Genomic DNA, 17,689 nt, shown 5'->3' with positions numbered 1-17,689 from the left:
ACGACTACTCTGCTGCAGGCGGCGGGGCCATTCGGCTGATGAGCGCCAGATCTCGATCGCTCAATTCACCGGCTTTGAGTTCTTCGACTTCGATGTCTTCCAGCTCGGCCACGGGAATGAGTTCAAGCTTGGCCTCAGCTGGCCGTGCTGGCGCCGACGCGGGCGCAGGTGGTGCGGCCGGGACTGTGGGCTTCAAGGGCGGCGGTGTAGTTTGGGCTTGAATCGTGCTGGCAGCCGCGGCTTTGGACAAAGCCGCCTTGAGCGAACCCGATGCCATCGCTTCCGCCATGGGGATGGAGAAAGTCGCTGTCTCGCGGGCCAACGTCACATCCACCTTGTCCGCACGCACTTCATCAGCCTTGCGGAGTTCGGCAGCCGCAATAGGCGCTACCACAGCAGCGGGGGGCGCTGTCGCGACTTGCGTGTTGGAGTTGGCGGCGACCTTAACGGTGACTTCCGCTTCCTGATCGACGCGCGGAGCGGGTCGCTTCACGCGGGGGGCTTGGGGCGGTGTCGGTTCAATGATCGGCGCGTCGTCGAGCGGAGCTTGTGACGAAGCGGCTGCGAATGATGCGTAAGGCCCAAAACGTGCGGCCTGTTCAGGATCGATTGGCGCGCTTGGGCTGGCGGTATTTGGCTTGCGCGGAGGCATCGGCGTTACGTTGGCCGTCGCTTGCGCCTGTTCGGTTGCGCCGGTGCGCGGACGCCCGCTTTCGTAAGACGCCGACACATCAGGGCGGGCCGAAGATCCGGTCTGACCATGGCTCATCGGCCGCCCAGCAAAATCCCGCACGAATTCGGGGCGCGGCATCCGGTAGGGCGTCGGCCTGGGGTTGCTTGAGGGAACTACAGCAGCGGCCGCACCACCCGGCATCGGCCTGCGCGGGGTGTTGCCGGGCTGGGTAAGAGCGGGATCCTGCGGCGGTAAGCCCGCGCGCGGGTCGGTAGGGATCGCCAAGCGATCCGCCTCTTGCTCCACCTGCGGGCGGGCACGAACGTGCGGGCTGGGGAAGACGCGTTTTTCGTTTTCCGCCCGCTTTGCAGCGCCCATGATCGCGCCGAGGATGATGTCCGACCATGCGCCGTCGGTGAACTTGTAGACGCGGAATGCTTCCGAACCGGCAAACTTGGAACCTTGCCGTGCAAGCCGCTTTTGAACACTGCTCGTTGTGGGAAGCAGGGTGCGCTTGAAGATTTTTTCCTTCTCAAAGCTGGCGAACAGATTGGCAAGAAGCTGCGCTTCCACGCGCAGAGCTTCCCGCTCGGCAGGATTGAGCCTTGGCGGCGCGTCCAGAGGGACGGCCACGTAGTAGTCGCCGTTCATATCGAATACGACATGCCGGAAGATTTCGAAGTTCTGCCGAATTTCCTCGTCGCCGTGAATGTCTTTAAAGCGGGACAGGATGTCGATGACAGGACCGCGCTCGGCGGCCCTCATTTTTGGCATCAGACCCGATAGCCTGCTGCGCGGGGTCTGAACCATTGAAACCAGGAACAGGCACATATCGACAAACAGCGCCACGGCCAGCGGCACGTAATCTCGTTTAGAGAGTCCGCCTTGATCGGTGCTCCACTTCGCGGTGGCAGCGGTCGGCGCTTCAACGGATTGGATCGCCTTTTTCTGCAGTTCGCGCAAATCATCGGCAGATGGCGGGAGCTTGAATGACATTGCGCCATATAGTGTCGCGGTCAGCCTGCGGAACGCTTCGATCGTCGCTTCTGAGCCTTCAACAGCGGAGATCTCCGGCTTCTCCATTTCGGGAAGCTGGTCGATGGCCTTGACGACGCCGCGCAGCGCGGTCTGCAACTGAATATCGGGACACACGAAGGTACCGCCGTGGTTGTCAGGGAATGTCGTGCGTTCGGCGCGATCGGCGAGGTCGTTGCGAATCTGCTTGAGTTGGGGATCGGTTCGGAAAGCGTTAAAACCCGTCACCGTCATATCGAGCTTGCGCGAAAGCGTACGCATGAATTCGTTGCGCGTTCCGCTCTTGGCGTCGATGGTGGTGGGATCGTCCGACACGATGCGGATCATATCGTTGTTGAGCGCTTTGAGCTCGGTGTTCACCGAGCCGATGCGCCCCTTTACGAATTCAGACGAGAACTGAAACCGCTGCGCGTCTTCCTCGCGCATCTTGCGCCGAGGACCATCGCCGGGCCGAGAATTGGGACACGAGGTGCCCTTGACGCGCTCAAGTTCGGATTTCTCGTTGGAAACCTGGGTCAACTGGACGAGCGTTGCCTGCAGTTGCTCAAGTCGCGTGGATGCGGCGTGCAGCGAACTTTGCACCTGTCCCACCGCGCTTTCAGCGGAGCGAGAGGCCTCGCCGCGGCTTTCCAGAACCTTCCAATAGAAGCCGAACCCGAAGCCGACGGAAATGATCGATAGAAAGACGTAGCCGAACGCGTACATCGCCTTTGCGATGAAGGCGTGTGGACGGAACAGCTGGTCGAGCAGCCAGATGATCATGATCATCAGCATCGCGACCGAGAACCCGATAATGATTTTATGCGTAAACGGCAGGTCGCCCATGTTGGCCTGGATGAGCTCCAACATGCCGACATAGGTCGCTACCCACGACAGCGTGCCAAGACCGGCGATCAGAACCGATCGCTTCCAGTCGCGCGGGCGATTTTCACTTTCCGGATTGGACGTGCCGCGTACGCCCGCGCCATCGAGGCGTGGCGGCTCGCGGTTCAAGTCAGAAAGCATGTCATGTCGCATTGCATCCTACCCAGCAAAGGAAGCTTGAGGAGCAACGTTGCGAAAACTTGGCGCGTTTTTGATGGTTGAACTTTGGCTCGCACGTGGCAAATCCCTGCGGATTTGTGGGCACAAGTCTGTTTGGCTACTGTCCGATCAGACTGCGCAGCGCCTGTTCGCCAGGAGTTAACGTCGCCGTTGTCTCCATCGCTTTGACGCGATACGCCGATGCGCTGCCGACCTGACCTCGGCTTGGAGCGTCGCTTGCAATAGGTGTTTTGCGTGGCACTGGGCGTTTGGGCAGCAAATCGCGGCGCGGATGCGTCTTGGCATGAGTCGCCAGATCATCCAGCAATCCATCGAGCAAAGGCGTCGCCACCTGAGATGCGTGCAGCGCGCGAGCCCAAGGATGGCTCGGTGTGCCCGTGCCGACGAGGACTACGTAGGAATACGCAGCGCCATTCACGAACTGAATGCCGCCCGAGATCCAGGTATCCACGGTTGCATCAGGATCAGTCGACACCTGAGTGCCGGTCTTTGCGAAATGCAGACGTGTGTCTCCGCGCCGCGTCGCACACCAGCGGCTCAGCGACTTAAGCGTGCCATACGAGGTGCCATTGGACTGGTAGCAAAGCGGTGCTTGCAGCAGTGCTTTGATCAGCGGTCTTGAAGACGGCCGGATGAGATTATTGGGCACGATGCCCGGCGGGCTTGTCGCTGCGATGCCTGCACCTCCTTCACCCTTGAATGTGTAGTCGTAGCTCTGAATGAGGCTCGGCGCGCGCACTTGCGACGCACCGCGCCCGATCAGCGAGGCTAGAATAACCGCCGACATGTGATGGACGCGGCGAGGAGCGCCTGCGATTTGCCCCAGCACTGCCGCCGTCGATGGCGGTGTGCCGCCTTCAGTCGATGCAGGCGGCATCGCAAATCCAAATCCGTCGATCAGCTTGCGAAATGGCGGTTGCCCAACCAGCGCACCGCGGTTGATGAGGGGCCCGTTGAGCGAGCACGCAAACGCCACCAGGGCTCGGCGCCCGCGTCGTTCGTGGCCGTGCTTGAGGCACGTCTCCAAACCGGTCGCTGGAGCTTCGTTATCGAGATAGAGGCTGTCGATGGTGTCTCGCCCTTGGTTGGCAATCGCGATTGCAGCGATCATCTTGCCAGTCGAGGCCACCATGCGCCCCTCGCGCGTGGCATCATAGAGTCCGCTCTGTTCGTCACGTGCCAGCTGTGAGCCGTAGTAGGGCGCGGTTTGCCCGCCCTCGTAATAGCGCACGATGTTGCCGTTCGCATCGGCCGCGACGACAACGACGTCAGGCATCTGCTTGCCTTCGCCAACTTTCTTGGGATCGAGGGTGTAGGCCGGATCCATCCGGCTTGCCCACTTGCCGTCGATTTCAGACAGGCGCTGGTCGATGACCTGGCGGAAGGCGAGATTTTCCACGACGTCGAATGTCGTCGTCACGCCGCGCACGTAGTCACGCCATGCATAGCCATAGAGTTGCTTCATCTCTTCGCGGATGCCAAACCTGCTCGCGTCGAGCAGCACATTGGCGCGCGTCACAGGATTGGCTTCAGCGCGCTTTGCCAGGGCCGGCGCATAGGTCTGCAGGGCTTCTTGCAGCTTTGGCTTCACCTTCGGATCGGGTGGACCGCCGCCGAGCGCCATCAGTTCGAACACGACGTCCTTCTTGACCGCCTCGTCCGTGATGAGTTTTTCGGCGCAAGTGCGCGCACGCACTTCAGTAATGTAGCGCCAGCGGTCAAGACGCACCTCGTTAAGCCGGTCGTTGCCCTCTAGCAGAATGATCGGGCGGTTGACGGCCGAGGCAAGGACAAACTGCTCGGCGATCGAGAGATCCTTGGCCTCCTTGCCGAACACGATGCGGCTCGTGACTTCAACGCCGTGCAGCGGCTGCCCGCCGGTGCGTTGCGCCAGCCAGATGTGGTTCGCCGCCCACTGCTTCAGTAACGTATCGTCACCCCCGCGCGTCAGTTCCCGATAGATGACGGGGGCGAGCCACCACTCGCTGAATTTGCGCCGGAGCTTTGTCAGTCCGCCCTCTGTGGTACTGGGCGGGGTTTTGTAGATCACGCGCGCAAATTGCATGGGCAGAGTTGATCCGCCCACCCCCAGGCTCGGTCGATGCCGGGCGATCGTGCGCGTGACTGAGGAAAATGGAATCTTGAGTACGCCGAGGAGATCAATGCCAAAGGGGTTCAGCGGCCCGCCGAGATAGCGGTCCTCGTGATAAAGCAGGCATTGCCAATACTGCTCCGGCACCACCTTGACCGGGATCGATTTGTGATCGGGGTTGGCGACGTAATCGCCTAGCTCAATGGCGCTATCGGTGTAATTCACATCCCGCTGGCTATCGAGGCGAGCGTCGAAGGTGCCGACAAAATTGCCTTTGGGATCGTAGATCGCCGTCGCCAGCCAGCGTTCGGCGTCGTAGCCGAGCTTGTCGCGCATCGTCATGCTACCGGCTATGCCGCGCAGCGGCGCGACGACGTACACCAGGACCAAGGCAAAGATGACGTAGGCCACGGCCGCTGTCGCCAGATGGCGGAGCGGCCCGAGCTTGGGATTGAAGGCGACGGCCTGTCCAAAGATCCGCGCGGCACGCCAAGGTGCGCGAACGATGCCTTCGGCAATTGCGGTCAGCAGCCTGAGAAGGGGAAGCATGAAGGGCGCCGCACTCGGAACTTGCACATGCCGCCAAACCCGCTTTGGCGACTGTCCGCTTACGGCTACCGAGATTTTGTGGCGCGATTGACACCGCCAAGGGGCGTCATTACGGCTGAGGTTGTATTGGGAAAGCCGTTGAACGGCCGACGCAATTCACAAGGACTTGCATACGGTGCGAGGCCAGAAGCCGTATTCTCACGGAAAAGCCGGCCACCGAGAGCGAAGGTCTGCCAAATAGAACCCGCTCTGCGCGCCAAGCACACTCGTGAGCATACGAGCCTGCTCGCGCGCTACAAATGCTCAGTTCGACAGAGGTTCAATGGCTATCAAAGGTTGTTCAGAAGAACGAACAACCCGATGCCAATGGCAGGACCCATAAGGGTCGCGCATATGATCCCAACAAATGACTTCGCAGCCATCACACATTACCCCGCAGTACACTATCGTTTAAGGTCTGAGGCAGTTCCCCGCCGCAACCTTGCCCCTTAACTGAACACTTCCCTCTTGACTTCCGCACGCCCTCTCGCGACGACGATCGAGAGAAAGCCCCCTCTCTCTCAACAAATATATATTACACGGTCGTTTGGGGCCTTGACAGGGGGATCAACGGTGGTTCGCGATGCACCGATGCGAGACAGCACAAACTTCGTGAACAATCGGGTTGCCCAATTTCACCGCGTCGCAAAGCTGTAAAAATTTAATTAATTACAGCAAGTTGGGAGATATCATTCGCCCTCTGTCCGGGGGCGAAATCGCCGTTTTTGGCAAGTGCGAGGTCGGAAGGTTCAAGTATTTGGAAACATGAATTGATCACCATCAACTCCGGATGAGACATGCAATTCAAGATGTTCCGGCGGTGGCTTCAGGCTCGATGAGGGGATCGGGTGGCAAGCTGTACCCCGTCTGGCGTTGAGTTCAAAGCTGCAAAGTTTAGCGCAGATCGAACAACCGAAGCTGGCGCTCGTCCTGGCCTCGCGTTTCGGAAGCGAGCTGCTCGATCCGGTCGAAGGGCACCTGCTCGGCGCCGATGAGAGAGCGATTGGCCTTCATGGCCCGCACCAGACCTTCCTGGACAAGGTGGAATTCGCCGACGGTCTGGCCCGGCAAAGCGCTTGCCGGATCGAGCCCGGACTCCGACTGGAAAGCCGCTTTCAGCTTGCGCAGAGCGGTGTCTTCGCGAACGCGGCCGATGAACCAGCTCGTGATCTGATCCCGGCTCTTGTAGTCGAGGTCGCCTGGCGACTGAGTGGCGAGCATCATACCGAGGCCGGCGGAGCGGGCACGCTTCAGCAAGCTCTGTAGCGGCTCGGCAGTGGCCGGCTTTGCGTTGGCAGGAATGTAAAGGTCGGCTTCGTCGAACATGACGACAGCCTGCAGCTCGTCGTTCGGGTTGCGCTGACAGAAGCGCAAGGCCTCGGAGAGGAACTGCGAAACCCAGAACAGAATATTCTCGTTGTCGCCGAGGAAGCCCGTGTAGATAACCGACAGGCGTGTCCGGTTGGGGCGCGCAAACTTGCCGAGTCCCAGCAGGCTTTCCATCCGCAACGGTTCGCCGCCGCCTTCAAACAGCGCCGAGTTTCGCAGGCGCAGGGAGTCGAGCTGCGCAACCAGATCGCGGCGCAGCTTGCCTGAAGGGTCCATGCGCTGGGTCTGGTCGGTGAGCTCGGGATGCTCGTCTTCCAGCAGGTGGATGAGGTCGGCGAGCGTGACTTCCTGAGTAGACAGCGCACCCAGAATACGCAGCGCAACGGCAAGCACGCCGGACTGCTTCTGGTGGGTTGCGGAGTTCTTCAGGTGCAACATCTCACCCAAAGCAGCGGCTGACAGATTGGCGAGCAGTTGTTGCTCGTGATCTGGCAGCTCGTTGATGCCGTTGGGCAGTAGCGTAATGGAGATCGGCCGACCTGAGGCACGACCAGGGGTGTAGACCGCGACGTCGATCGCGTCCGCGAGCTTTTCACGGTCGGCCTTGCGCTCGGCAGAGTCATTGAGATCCGCGCGCCAGACTTCCGGGTTGGCGTAGCTCGCAAGGTCACCCTTGCGGTCGATAAGAACCGCTGGAACACCGCGCAGCAACAGCTGCTCGATGAGCGACAAAGCCAACGTTGTCTTGCCTGAGCCCGAGCCGCCCAAGAACGCCGCGTGGCGCTTCAAGACGCTCTTGTTCAGCGTTACCGGCCGGGCGCGGTGTCCGATTTCACGGCCCGAAAGAATGCTTGAGCCGTAAGCACCGTTCTCGTCGAGAATGACGGATAGAGGTAAGTCGTCGTCGTTAGCCGGGCGGCCGCGCTCTGGATGCGGATCTTCGCCAGCCAGGGACGGCGGCTGCACGTCGTCCATCCCGTCAAGCGAGCCCTGCGGGTCATCCATTTCTTTTTGAACGAGCCGCGGCACGGGACGGCCCAGCAGATCGAGTCGCAGCAGGTGAATGATCGAAATGAGGCTCGACAGAGGTTTTGTGCTTTCCAGCCACTGCGTCATGCCAGCATCGCCGCGATGGTGCGCGGTAAACTCACGAACCGTCATCATCCGTTCCCACTCGGGAATGGGGACGAGAAGCTGGCGGCCGCCGCCGTCGCGGAATTTGCGGAATGCTTGCGCAGTCTGGTTCTTGCGGTTGGGCGGGAAGTCGGATGCGCGCAGCATGAAGCACGGCTTGCCCTGCATCGAGACCAGCACCTTGTCGAGCTGACGCTTCAAGCCGCCGCCTTGCGTCGGACGATTGCAGAGGAAGACGCGCACGTCGTTTGCAAAGCCCGAGCGATGGCGCACCGTCATGTCGAACGCAGGGAGATCATCGCCAAGCTCAAGACGCTTGACCGTAACCTCGATGGCCTTGCCCCACTCATCGCGCGCAAGCACTAAGGTTGCCGACAACACATCGACCAGTTCTTGATCGTCAGCGGGCATTTCTGCTTCGCTTTCGTTGGCGAAGCGTTCCCACATCTCGCGGAATTGCAGGGCCGACAGCGCGGCGGGCGTATCGTCCTCGACGCCAAAACCGCTGACTTGGCCGAGCGCCTGTGCCAGCGTCGAGATGAAAGAGGGCTTCGACGTTGCTTCGGGCTCGTCGTCGTCCTCCTCCTGGTCGAGGCCTGTCGCCTCACGCACGCGCGTCTGCGCGTGCTCCAGAAGCCGGCGGGTCGATAGCCCGGCAAATTCTTCAAAAAACTGCGGGCCGAAGAAAGCGGACGCATCGGGGAAGCTCAGCCCCGCCCCGTTGATTTCGGCCTGATGGGCGAGCCGCTTTGCAATGATGAGGCGCGCCTCTTCAGGCGTGCGGCCTTCGCGCAGCAGCACCGGCCCCGACTTTTCGATGCGGTCGATGTAGGACTGCGCGACCATCCCCCGGACCTGCCCGTAGAAATCTTCCAGGCAGGAGATGATGATGATCGAGTTGGTCAGGCGGTTGGCGATCTGAATGACGTCGCGCAGAGCACGTTGAAACCGCTCCTCGGCATTTTCAAAAAAGCGCAGGTCTTCGACCTGATCGATGCAGAAGACCAGCGCGGCGCGCTCGACAGTCCAGACCAGAGCGCCCAGTGCAGTAATGATCTCGAACGCGCGGTCCTCGCCGGAATTCGGGTCGAGAGCGCAAACCGCCTCATGGGCGATGGGCGTCAACTGGCGGCCATTGAGATATTGGCGCACCCGCTGGTCGATGCGCGGATCGCGGCGCTGCAGATACAGCAGGGCGCGCACGATGTTGATGTCCATTTCGCGCGTCTGAAACCGCTCGCTGGCGACGATGTCGTCGGACAGCCGCATGATGAGACGCGCAAGCTGGGCGTCGTCAAGCTGGGCGTCGCGCAGCTCCTCCAGGTCGGCGGCCGAGATGACCCCGGAGTCCACGACCATCTTGTTGGTCAGCCGCGACAGCGCGCTCTCGCCGAACCGGTCGGGGTCGTAGGGTTTTTCGAGTGAATGTACGAGGCGGCGCAGGAAGAAGTCGGCGTAGTTCGAAACGTCCGGCGTCATCTGGGCGTAGCCGAAATAGGCGCGGCCTTCGCGATGACTTGCGGTGCGCAGCGCGCGGATCAGATGCGTCTTGCCTGAGCCCGATTGGCCATGAAACAGCAGGATACGATCCTGCACATGATAGCCGCGGCCGGAATTGATGGTGGTGAGCAGGTCGGTGAACTTGGTGCGGGCCTTGGCATGGATCTCGGGCACGTCGACCGGATCCGCGCGCCACAGATCGTCCTCCCAAGTGATCGAGTGCTCGAAAGCCTCGCTCAGCTTGTCGGGAGAGAGCGACGGCGCAAGAAGCGGCTGTTTGAGCGAGCCTTCGGCGGCCATTTCCAACCTGACAGAAACCAAAAATCTTCAGTCTTCAACGCGCACGAAGTGCCAAACAGTGTTCTTGTAGAGGATCTTAGAGTCCTCCAGCTCCTTGAGAGCGCTCTTGTCTTTGAGGTCAGCCGTCGCCAGCACAAGCTGGCCCGTGCGGTGTGCCTCGGCCAGCATGCTCTTGAACGCGATCTCAGTGAGGTCCCACTCCCGGCGGGCTGAACGAATCGCCTGCCATACTTGAGAAATAAACGCCTTCCGGTTGCCTGGCCAGCCCTGAGCGACAGGCCGTGCCGCATCCAACACAGCGCCAGTAAATTCGGTCATATCGGGGGGCGAAAGTTTGACGGGCACCTCGGTTAGCGGCGTTGAGTCGTTGGCGGCCTTGGGCTCGCTCGTTGCAGCTCGAACTGATGCTTGCGCCGCTTCTTCGTCGTCGGTGTCGATCTCTTCGCTGGATATCTCGGGCGCGCAAGTCAGTTGGCGCAACAGCGCCAACCGGAGCGGCTCAAGCCCTTCCCCCGTTGCACCCGCGACCTCCGCTGCAAGGGCGGCGAACAGCTTGCCGTCGGAGGAAAACTCCCTTGGCTTATTAAACAACTGCCCCGCCAGCAGGCGTGCGGTCTTGCCCGGGAGCCCCGAACCCTTCGACAGTCCGGTCTTGATTTTGTTTCCAAACGCGCGTTCGAGCGCAATCACTGCCAACTGCGCGCGCAGATCGTTGTGCGAGAGAACGCGGCCCAAGGGCAAATGGAAGTGTTGTTGCAACACCAAGGCCGCCAAGCCGTCCGCGCGGTCTAGAGCCTTCGCGATGGCTGCGTTCTCGATGTTGACGCCAAGGGCGAGTGCAATCAGAGGGCCGTTGCGAATTTCCGGCCAAGTCGCATCGCCAACTCGGTCGTATCCAGTGCAGGCCTCTGCGGCGCGCAGACCTGCCGGTGCAATTGATAGGCGGCCTTTCGTCTCCGACAGGAGGTTCTGGCCGGTGTGTTGCCCGATAGAGAGCTCGGCCAAGCGGCGGAAGGCGGTGCCCGAAACTTTCGGAGCCACCAGTGAGCTGAGGTCCTTTTGCAGCTGTGCACGTGTGGCGCCACCCGCTGCCACTCTCAGCAGCACAAGATCGGCAACGGTAATGCGCGGTCCTGCGCTTGCTGTGACGCGTGCGGACTTTCTGTGAGCTACCGCCATGGTCGAACTCCGCGATTTGCGAATCATTGTCGGCAGTCTGTGGGAAGGCGGCGGAGCTTCCAAGCACCTCTAGAACATTCGGCGGTGGAGGAGAGATTGCGCTCGTGACACGTATGTCGTCTGCCTTTCGCCGTCTCTTGGCCAAAATAGCGACACCATTTTGTGGCGATTATTCAGGTGCTTGAATAGGTGCTCGCGCAGGGGAGCGACGGGACGCGAGATTACCGTTTAGGCGGCGACTGTCGAGGGATACGCACGAACCATGAGCGCAGCAAACAGCGCGATCGTCATCGAGCCTTATGTCGTTGAGGGTCTGCGGTACCAGTTTGTTAGCGTTAACGTGCGGTTAAGGGATTTGCGCCAATGATCGCTCGTTCCGCACATAGTGTGCCGGGAGTAGCTGTAATGTATCGCGTCGCACTCTGCGCCGGACTGACCGCCATGTTGGCGGCCTGCAGTCTGGGCTCATCAACACTCACATCGGGATTTGCCGAGAGCTCTCCGCCGCCTACCACGGCTTCGCTCCGCAAATCACAAGGCGCAGCGCTGGGCGGCGAGCCCGGTACGCCGCGTAATATTCAGCTTGCCAAGCTTGATGACAAGGCGCCTGCGGGCACCTTCGAACGCGCAGAGCCTGGTATCCTGGCTGACCGTGATTATTCACACACCCGTCTCAACGCCGAGATGGCGCGAGACGTGATCAACGCCTATCGCAAGCAGCACGGGCTGAAGCCGCTAAAGCTCGACCCAGAGCTTACCGAGGCCGCCAAAGGCCATTCGCGCGATCTGGCCAAGTGGGACCGCATCTCGCACTATGGATCGGATGGCTCCAATCCTTGGGATCGGGTGAAGCGTACCGGTTACAAGGCGCGCCTTGCTGCCGAGAACGTTGGCACCGGCCAGATTGATTTCAATGAAGTGATGAAGGGCTGGAAGGAAAGCCCAGGTCACAACAAGAATCTTCTGTTGCCGGATGCCGAGCAGATGGGCATTGCGCTCGTGCAGGATCCAAAGACAGAGTTCAAGTCATTCTGGACGCTGGTGCTCGGCTCGCCGATGTAGGCTGATTTTGCCTCGCGAGAAGTTAACCGCGAGCGTGCGCTTGCGTTTGGTGTAGACGGTTGCGCTGTTGTAGTTGTGCCGGCGTTGTCTTCGCGACGGCCCGGCTGAGAATATAGCGACGTGCAGGGATCTCGATTGCCAAGTGGAGCGCCAGCGATGCTCCAATCGCGAGTGCAAGAAAGCAGCCGAGCCCCAAAAGTTCATATCCCCCCTCGAAGCTGCTTTGCACACCCAAATGGCTCCACCACTGCAGAAGCGGAAAATGCAGGATGTAGAGCGCGTAACTCGCTTCTCCCAGCAACACCAAGCCTTTGTGCGAGAAGAGATCCGCTACCAAGCCGCGGGCGTTGGCGGCTGAAAGCACGAGAACCGCGAATGCAGCCAGCAAGAAATCTCGAAACGGAATAAAGTGGACGATGTGTGGCGGGTTCGTCTGATAAAGCGCGGTAGCAACGAGGATCGCCGCAACCGCCCAATCAAAAGCGTGCGAGCGCTGGACCCGCCACGTCAGGTGAATTTGCGCCAGTGCCATTCCCATCACGAATTGCGGCAGCAGCAAAGGGGGAAAGTACGCGATCACTTTGCTCCAATACGTGAGATCGTCTCCAGGGCCCAAGTCGCGGCGTAGATCGCGCGCGAGTTCGACGAGGCCGTGATTGATCGCAAGGCAGATGAGAATGGTGAGCCAAGGATTGACCCGGCGGACAAGCGCGGCGACTACAGGGAAGGCGAGATAAAAAAACCACTCGACCGATAGCGACCATGATGGCGGGTTCCAATTCGTCGCCAGCTGCGGCAGCCAGGCTTGAGCGAATAGCGGTGCCAATATCATCCCGGCCGTGTAGTCCGTCGTTGAGATGCGATCGGCGACGAAACAGAGGCGATAGAAAAAGTAAGCCGATGCAGCAAGCGCCACCCAATAGAGCGGCGCCAATCGTGCAAATCGCGCTAAATAGAAGCGGCGCACGTCGACTTTCAGAGCTGCCGCATGCTTGTGGCTTGGCTCGCTCATATACGTATACGTGAGCACGAACCCGGACAAAATGAAGAAGAAAGTCACCGCCTGATAGCCGAACGTGGTCAGGCTGTGAGGCAGCATCCCGCGCGCCGGCCAATAATGATGAAGGACCACGAGCAGGGCCGCGAAGAAGCGCAGCGAGGTCAGAATCGGAATGTTAGGCCGTGACACTGCGGATATGATCCGTGTCTTGAAAAGAGGCTGGGGATCGTTGGAAGGCGCGATTCGCGTTGCAGACAGTCTGTGAGAAAGCAGCGGCTGGGTAATGAGGGTTTCAATACCTAGGGGGATGCCGTAGTACCTCGGGCGCCTCAGGCGGCGATGAGTCAAAGTTGAGCGCGCATCAGCGCTTGCCCACGCAAATGTACTTACGGATTCGGGCTCAACTTATTTGTATGCGGGGCGCGTGAGACGCCGCGATAGCCACGACGACTTGCTGGAAGTTGTGCCTAAGCGTCGGTCGATGATGGCGGTGTCGGAGCCGGACGCGGACGGCGGAACAACCGGCCAAGCCAGATCAGAACAATAGCCGAGAGGAAACCCAGCAAGCCGATACCGACTGGGTGCTTGTCCCACAGCAGAATTGGTTCGACCTTGCCTTCAGCCGCAAGCTTGACGTCGTGGGCAAAAACGCGCGGCGCAAACGTCGTGGATGTTTCCAGCATCATGCTGACGGCTTCGGACTGGTCGGGGCTTGCGATAATGGCGTCGCGTACGCGCTCGCGGGCGAGCACCTGCATCTTGCTTGGGCTGAGCGCGATAGCGCGTAAGACACGTTCGCGCGGTCCTGCCTCCAACCCCGTCAGATAGCTGGCCAAGGTGGTGAGTTCCTCGCTCGACAGGGTACGCGCCAGCACCTTTAGCTCGTTGTCGGGCAACGAAAAGAGCGCGTCGCGTGCCTTTGGTGAGACCTGCGACATTCGGATAATGGCGCTGCGGTCCTCCAAGCCGAGAATTCGCTCCAGCGACTGACGGGTAAAGTCTTCAGCCTTGGCGCGCTTATAGATGTCATAGCCGACAACAGATCCCAGCTTGTCGCCAGCTACCGCTGTCCAACGCAATGCTTGATCGAGGGAGCGGGTCTCGCGGGCGATCAGAACCGCATCTTGAGGCATGATGTGGACGGCCTCATTGAGTGTTCCATTGTCAAGGCGGGCCTTGACGCTGGCTTCGCCTTCTTCGGCAACGACCAGGCCTACGATTTCGTCCAGTCGCGCCATCGCCGACGGAGCGACGCCATCGAGGAAGCCGCGAAACTCGCCGTCGTTCTCAGCAAGGCGGAGTACGATCGCATGTGAGCGTTTAAACTCCTTCCAGATTTCCATAATGCGATTGGCCGATGCCGCGGCGATGTCCTGAACGTGGGCGTTGATCTGCTCGGATATGCTGGAGGCGATCTCGTCTTGCACTTTTTCCTTCGTCGTCTGCGATTTCATTTCGGCGGCAATGATCGGCAAAACGCCGTTCCGGAATTCCCATATATCCTTTGCGATGAGGACGAGGCCAATGCCCCCGGCTGCGACCGACACAAGACGCGACAGCACGCTGCCGACGACGCGTTGGCCCACTCGGGCGGCCAAATTGGCGAGTTGGCGGCGGACGATGAGGATCGTCACGCCCGCGATGCCCTCGCCTGACTGCTTGATGACCGCGCCTGCCGTCGGCTGGCCAGTCCCGGTGGCGGGGTCCAGTGCGATGTCTCTACCCGCATCACCCGCCACCGCACTGGCCACCGCGGAGCCATAGCGCGGACCGATGAACGCTTTGAGGCATGACAGCACAGGGCCAGCTGCGTCGCTCGCCGCCCCTTCCATCGATTTGCCGACCTCTTTGGATACATCTTGGGCCAGCGCCTCCAGGGCGCCTTTGACGGCGTCGGACCGGTAAACCCGCTCGGCGACCGCGGTAGCTAGTTTTTGAGAAGTTTCGCTGTTGGCGAGCGAGGACAGCAGCTCCGACCAACTGGTCTCCGCTTTGATCTCCTCGACGGCGATGTCGACGCGCTTGTCGATCACCTCATCGACATTGTTGCGATGCCAAGCCTCACGGACCAAAGCATTATAGTCGAGCTTGCCGATGCCGGTTTTGAGCGCGTCGGCGGAAATCGCGGTCAACGCCGCTCCAAGTCCGGCTTCGTCGCGCGCCGCGCATTCGTCATAGCCCGACCGGGTAAGCTCGGCTGCGGCCGGGCGCGCCAAAGGCGCTGCCAGTATCGCAGCTATGCAGACTAGAGAGGTGAACGTCCGTAGGGCCGTCAATCTTTACCTCAATTTCCCGGCCGTAAGACGGGGGCAAGCTGGCTGTGGCAGGTAGCTTCTACCTTTCAGGAGCATGTCACGGAATATAGCCAAGAATTATGGTGCGCGAAGTCGCCCCACCCCTTTGCCCGCGTTCGGACACTTTTCGAGCTGAAAGGGGCGGCCACTACAGTTGGGTCATTCAACACCGCAATCATTGAACGCAATCGGTTTGGGAAGCGTTCACACTGTCATGGGATGTTTTGGCCTCTGCTATCCGCCTGAAGTAGGGTGAGAACGAGAATTGTGCTGCACTGCAATATTCTTAACCTACTGATTTCGTTATGATTGGCTAGGAATGCTGCATTGCGTCATCAAGTCTCGATTTACCTTTTCTAGCAGATTCAAAACTAAAACGGATGGCGTTATCAGGTGCTTCGGCATAAAAGTGAAAGATTAGTCTCAAGCAGAGGGGACACATTCATACATCGGCCGTGCGGCAGCGCGACAAAGTTGCGGTGGCATTGTTTTGTGCCCCAGCATATGTAGGTTCGCGTGATGTAAGAGCGAGTGCAACGTAAGATATGAACAAAAATCAGAAATTTCAGGCGCCTCGTGGCAGCGTTGTTATTCCTGGCGGTTCTACCGGCGTGTTGCTCATTCACTCTCTGGGGGGGTCCCCGTTAGAGCTGAAATTCGTGGCACATTCATTATCGCGGCAGGGATACACCGTATACTGTCCGGTTGTTCCCGGTTTGACGTTCGGCACCGACGTGTCGGGCATGTCGACGTGGCGCGATTGGTACGATGCCGTCGAGCAAGCGTTTGATGAACTTAAGAACCATTGCGAGCACATCATCGTGGGCGGCGCTTCTGCCGGCGCAACTCTAAGCCTTCGACTGGCGGCGCTTCGTCCTTCCGAGATTGCTGGAACCATTCTGTTTGCGCCGACGCTGGCCGTTAACGGTTGGGCCATTCCGCATGCACTGAAGCTGTTCCATCTGATCAGCGACAAGTGGACTGCGCGCCTGTTCTCTTTCCGCACTCCCGCTCCGTTCGGCATCAAAGACGAGCGCGTGCGCAACTTCGCACTTGAGTCCATGAAGGGCGAAGGCGCGATGCCTGCAGACATCACGATGCGCGATGGCGGCACAGTCTATGAGTTCTTCAGGCTGGTACGTAACGTTCGCCCGCTTCTGGGACGCATTTCTCAGCACACCCTCATCTTCCATCCCCGCCAGGATGATCAGAGCGACATCAAGAATACGATGACGCTCCAACGCAAGCTGGCAGGCATGGTTGAGGTATGCGTTCTCGATGACAGCTATCACCTTGTGACGCTCGATCGTCAGCGCAACTACGTGGCGGAACGCTCCATCGAGTTTGCCGAGCGCGTCATCTCGCAGATGACGGCGCGCAGAGCGGTTGCCAAGCAACAGGCGGACGCTGCAGCTGCCGTCAAAACCTCCACAGGCGCCGGCGAATAAAAGCGCCTTGCTTTAGACAGCCGGACTATCGGAATCCAAAAAAAGCGCCGCGGTCTTCGACAGGCCGCGGCGTTTTGCTATTCCCGCCTCCGGGAAAGGGAGCTCGTCGAGATCTCCCTGCTATTTGTCAGCCCAGGGCAATACTTCACCTTGCGCAGCCTTGGCTGTCGTTTTCTTGCTCGCCGTTTTGGCCGTCTGTTTGGTTGAAGACGGAGCGGCCGCAGCCGCCTTGGCCGTTGCTTCGGGCGTTGGCGTGGCAGCCGCTTGCTTGGCGCACGAGGGCAGATCGTCAGGGGCCCGCTTCCAGGTCAGCGTGCGACCCATCATCCTCATCACGAGATACCCCGTCACCTTCAACGTGTCAGGGTCGGCCAAAGAGAGGGCCACACTGTAAGACTTGCCTTCCTTTGGGTCATAGATCCAGCCGGTATCCCATTCACCGTTGTCCATCGGAGCGAGGTCGCCGATGACCTGCAAGCCGCAGATTAGCCGGTTGCGTTGGCTAGAATTGGGATTATGGCGATCCAAGAGCGGGCGCCCGTCGGGGTATTGGGCATCCTTAAGCCAGTAGATATGCCCGCAAAGCTTGTCTCCGCAGACGGATAGCTTGACGGCGCCTTTGCCGCTGTCGTCGTACCAAACCCCGGCCTCGCGAGGGGCGGCGGCGGCATAACTTGCCGTAATTGCGAGCATTCCAGCACTGAGAAATGCGAGGCGCAGTTTTGATATGCATTCGGTCATGACCGCGAATCCCATTTTGGCACACCTGAAGAAACCATCCCGCCGAAATTGACGTTGTGGGCTCTAGGCCTGGAAAGAGGCGAAACATAGGTAAAAATGAACTATTCGCAATGACCAGCAGCTGCCCTAGAGGTGCCCGTCCATTTGGGCGATGCGTCGATCCGCCTGAATACTATATCACAAAGAGACGGTAGAAGCATCGTCAGCGCGCTTGGTTATCGGGCGTTGTGGGCTCCCAGAATTGGCGTTTTTGCGCTAATTGTAGCCAAC

At 59.8% G+C, this 17,689-nt stretch carries 9 protein-coding genes; 2 read left to right on the top strand and 7 right to left on the bottom strand.

Annotated features, from left to right (window positions below; all coding sequences use genetic code 11):
* Window positions 1-4 precede the first annotated feature (4 nt).
* The 4 genes from R3D51_02625 to R3D51_02610 form a co-directional block, all read right to left on the bottom strand.
* A complete protein-coding gene (locus R3D51_02625; protein ID MEZ5898366.1) occupies window positions 5-2,713 on the bottom strand; it encodes a hypothetical protein in 2,709 nt (902 codons plus the stop codon).
* Window positions 2,714-2,849: 136 nt separating this feature from the next.
* Window positions 2,850-5,393 carry a transglycosylase domain-containing protein gene (locus R3D51_02620; protein MEZ5898365.1) on the bottom strand — a complete coding sequence of 848 codons (2,544 nt, stop codon included), beginning with the start codon at window positions 5,391-5,393 and terminating at the stop codon, window positions 2,850-2,852.
* A gap of 933 nt (window positions 5,394-6,326) precedes the next feature.
* Window positions 6,327-9,695 (bottom strand): helicase HerA-like domain-containing protein, encoded by a 3,369-nt coding sequence (locus R3D51_02615; GenBank protein MEZ5898364.1) that lies wholly within the window; start codon window positions 9,693-9,695, stop codon window positions 6,327-6,329.
* Between the two features lie 27 nt (window positions 9,696-9,722).
* Window positions 9,723-10,874 (bottom strand): hypothetical protein, encoded by a 1,152-nt coding sequence (locus tag R3D51_02610; GenBank protein ID MEZ5898363.1) that lies wholly within the window; start codon window positions 10,872-10,874, stop codon window positions 9,723-9,725.
* Window positions 10,875-11,279: 405 nt separating this feature from the next.
* Between R3D51_02610 and R3D51_02605 the strand changes: the two genes are divergently transcribed.
* Complete coding sequence (locus R3D51_02605; GenBank protein ID MEZ5898362.1) at window positions 11,280-11,936, top strand: CAP domain-containing protein; 657 nt, start codon at window positions 11,280-11,282, stop codon at window positions 11,934-11,936.
* Window positions 11,937-11,958: 22 nt separating this feature from the next.
* Here R3D51_02605 and R3D51_02600 read toward each other — a convergent pair whose 3' ends face one another.
* Window positions 11,959-13,125 (bottom strand): acyltransferase, encoded by a 1,167-nt coding sequence (locus R3D51_02600; protein MEZ5898361.1) that lies wholly within the window; start codon window positions 13,123-13,125, stop codon window positions 11,959-11,961.
* Between the two features lie 278 nt (window positions 13,126-13,403).
* Entirely contained in the window at window positions 13,404-15,212 is a 1,809-nt protein-coding gene (locus R3D51_02595; protein ID MEZ5898360.1) for a hypothetical protein, read from the bottom strand.
* Between the two features lie 563 nt (window positions 15,213-15,775).
* Here R3D51_02595 and R3D51_02590 point away from each other — a divergent pair.
* Window positions 15,776-16,678, top strand: a complete 903-nt coding sequence (locus tag R3D51_02590) for an alpha/beta fold hydrolase (GenBank protein MEZ5898359.1) — start codon at window positions 15,776-15,778, stop codon at window positions 16,676-16,678.
* Window positions 16,679-16,798: 120 nt separating this feature from the next.
* On the opposite strand, the gene R3D51_02585 is transcribed toward R3D51_02590, so the two are convergent.
* Complete coding sequence (locus R3D51_02585) at window positions 16,799-17,419, bottom strand: DUF2147 domain-containing protein (protein ID MEZ5898358.1); 621 nt, start codon at window positions 17,417-17,419, stop codon at window positions 16,799-16,801.
* Window positions 17,420-17,689: the final 270 nt, after the last annotated feature.

This window comes from Hyphomicrobiaceae bacterium (genome assembly GCA_041397645.1).
Lineage (GTDB): Bacteria > Pseudomonadota > Alphaproteobacteria > Rhizobiales > Hyphomicrobiaceae > Hyphomicrobium_B.
This window is presented reverse-complemented; position numbering and strand designations above follow the sequence as displayed.

Bases quoted from the DNA above. Each gene is read 5' to 3' on its own strand.
- R3D51_02585 (MEZ5898358.1), bottom strand. From the start codon at position 17,419: ATGACCGAATGCATATCAAAACTGCGCCTCGCATTTCTCAGTGCTGGA.
- R3D51_02610 (MEZ5898363.1), bottom strand. From the start codon at position 10,874: ATGGCGGTAGCTCACAGAAAGTCCGCACGCGTCACAGCAAGCGCAGGA.
- R3D51_02590 (MEZ5898359.1), top strand. From the start codon at position 15,776: ATGAACAAAAATCAGAAATTTCAGGCGCCTCGTGGCAGCGTTGTTATT.
- R3D51_02625 (MEZ5898366.1), bottom strand. From the start codon at position 2,713: ATGCTTTCTGACTTGAACCGCGAGCCGCCACGCCTCGATGGCGCGGGC.
- R3D51_02605 (MEZ5898362.1), top strand. From the start codon at position 11,280: ATGTATCGCGTCGCACTCTGCGCCGGACTGACCGCCATGTTGGCGGCC.
- R3D51_02620 (MEZ5898365.1), bottom strand. From the start codon at position 5,393: ATGCTTCCCCTTCTCAGGCTGCTGACCGCAATTGCCGAAGGCATCGTT.
- R3D51_02615 (MEZ5898364.1), bottom strand. From the start codon at position 9,695: ATGGCCGCCGAAGGCTCGCTCAAACAGCCGCTTCTTGCGCCGTCGCTC.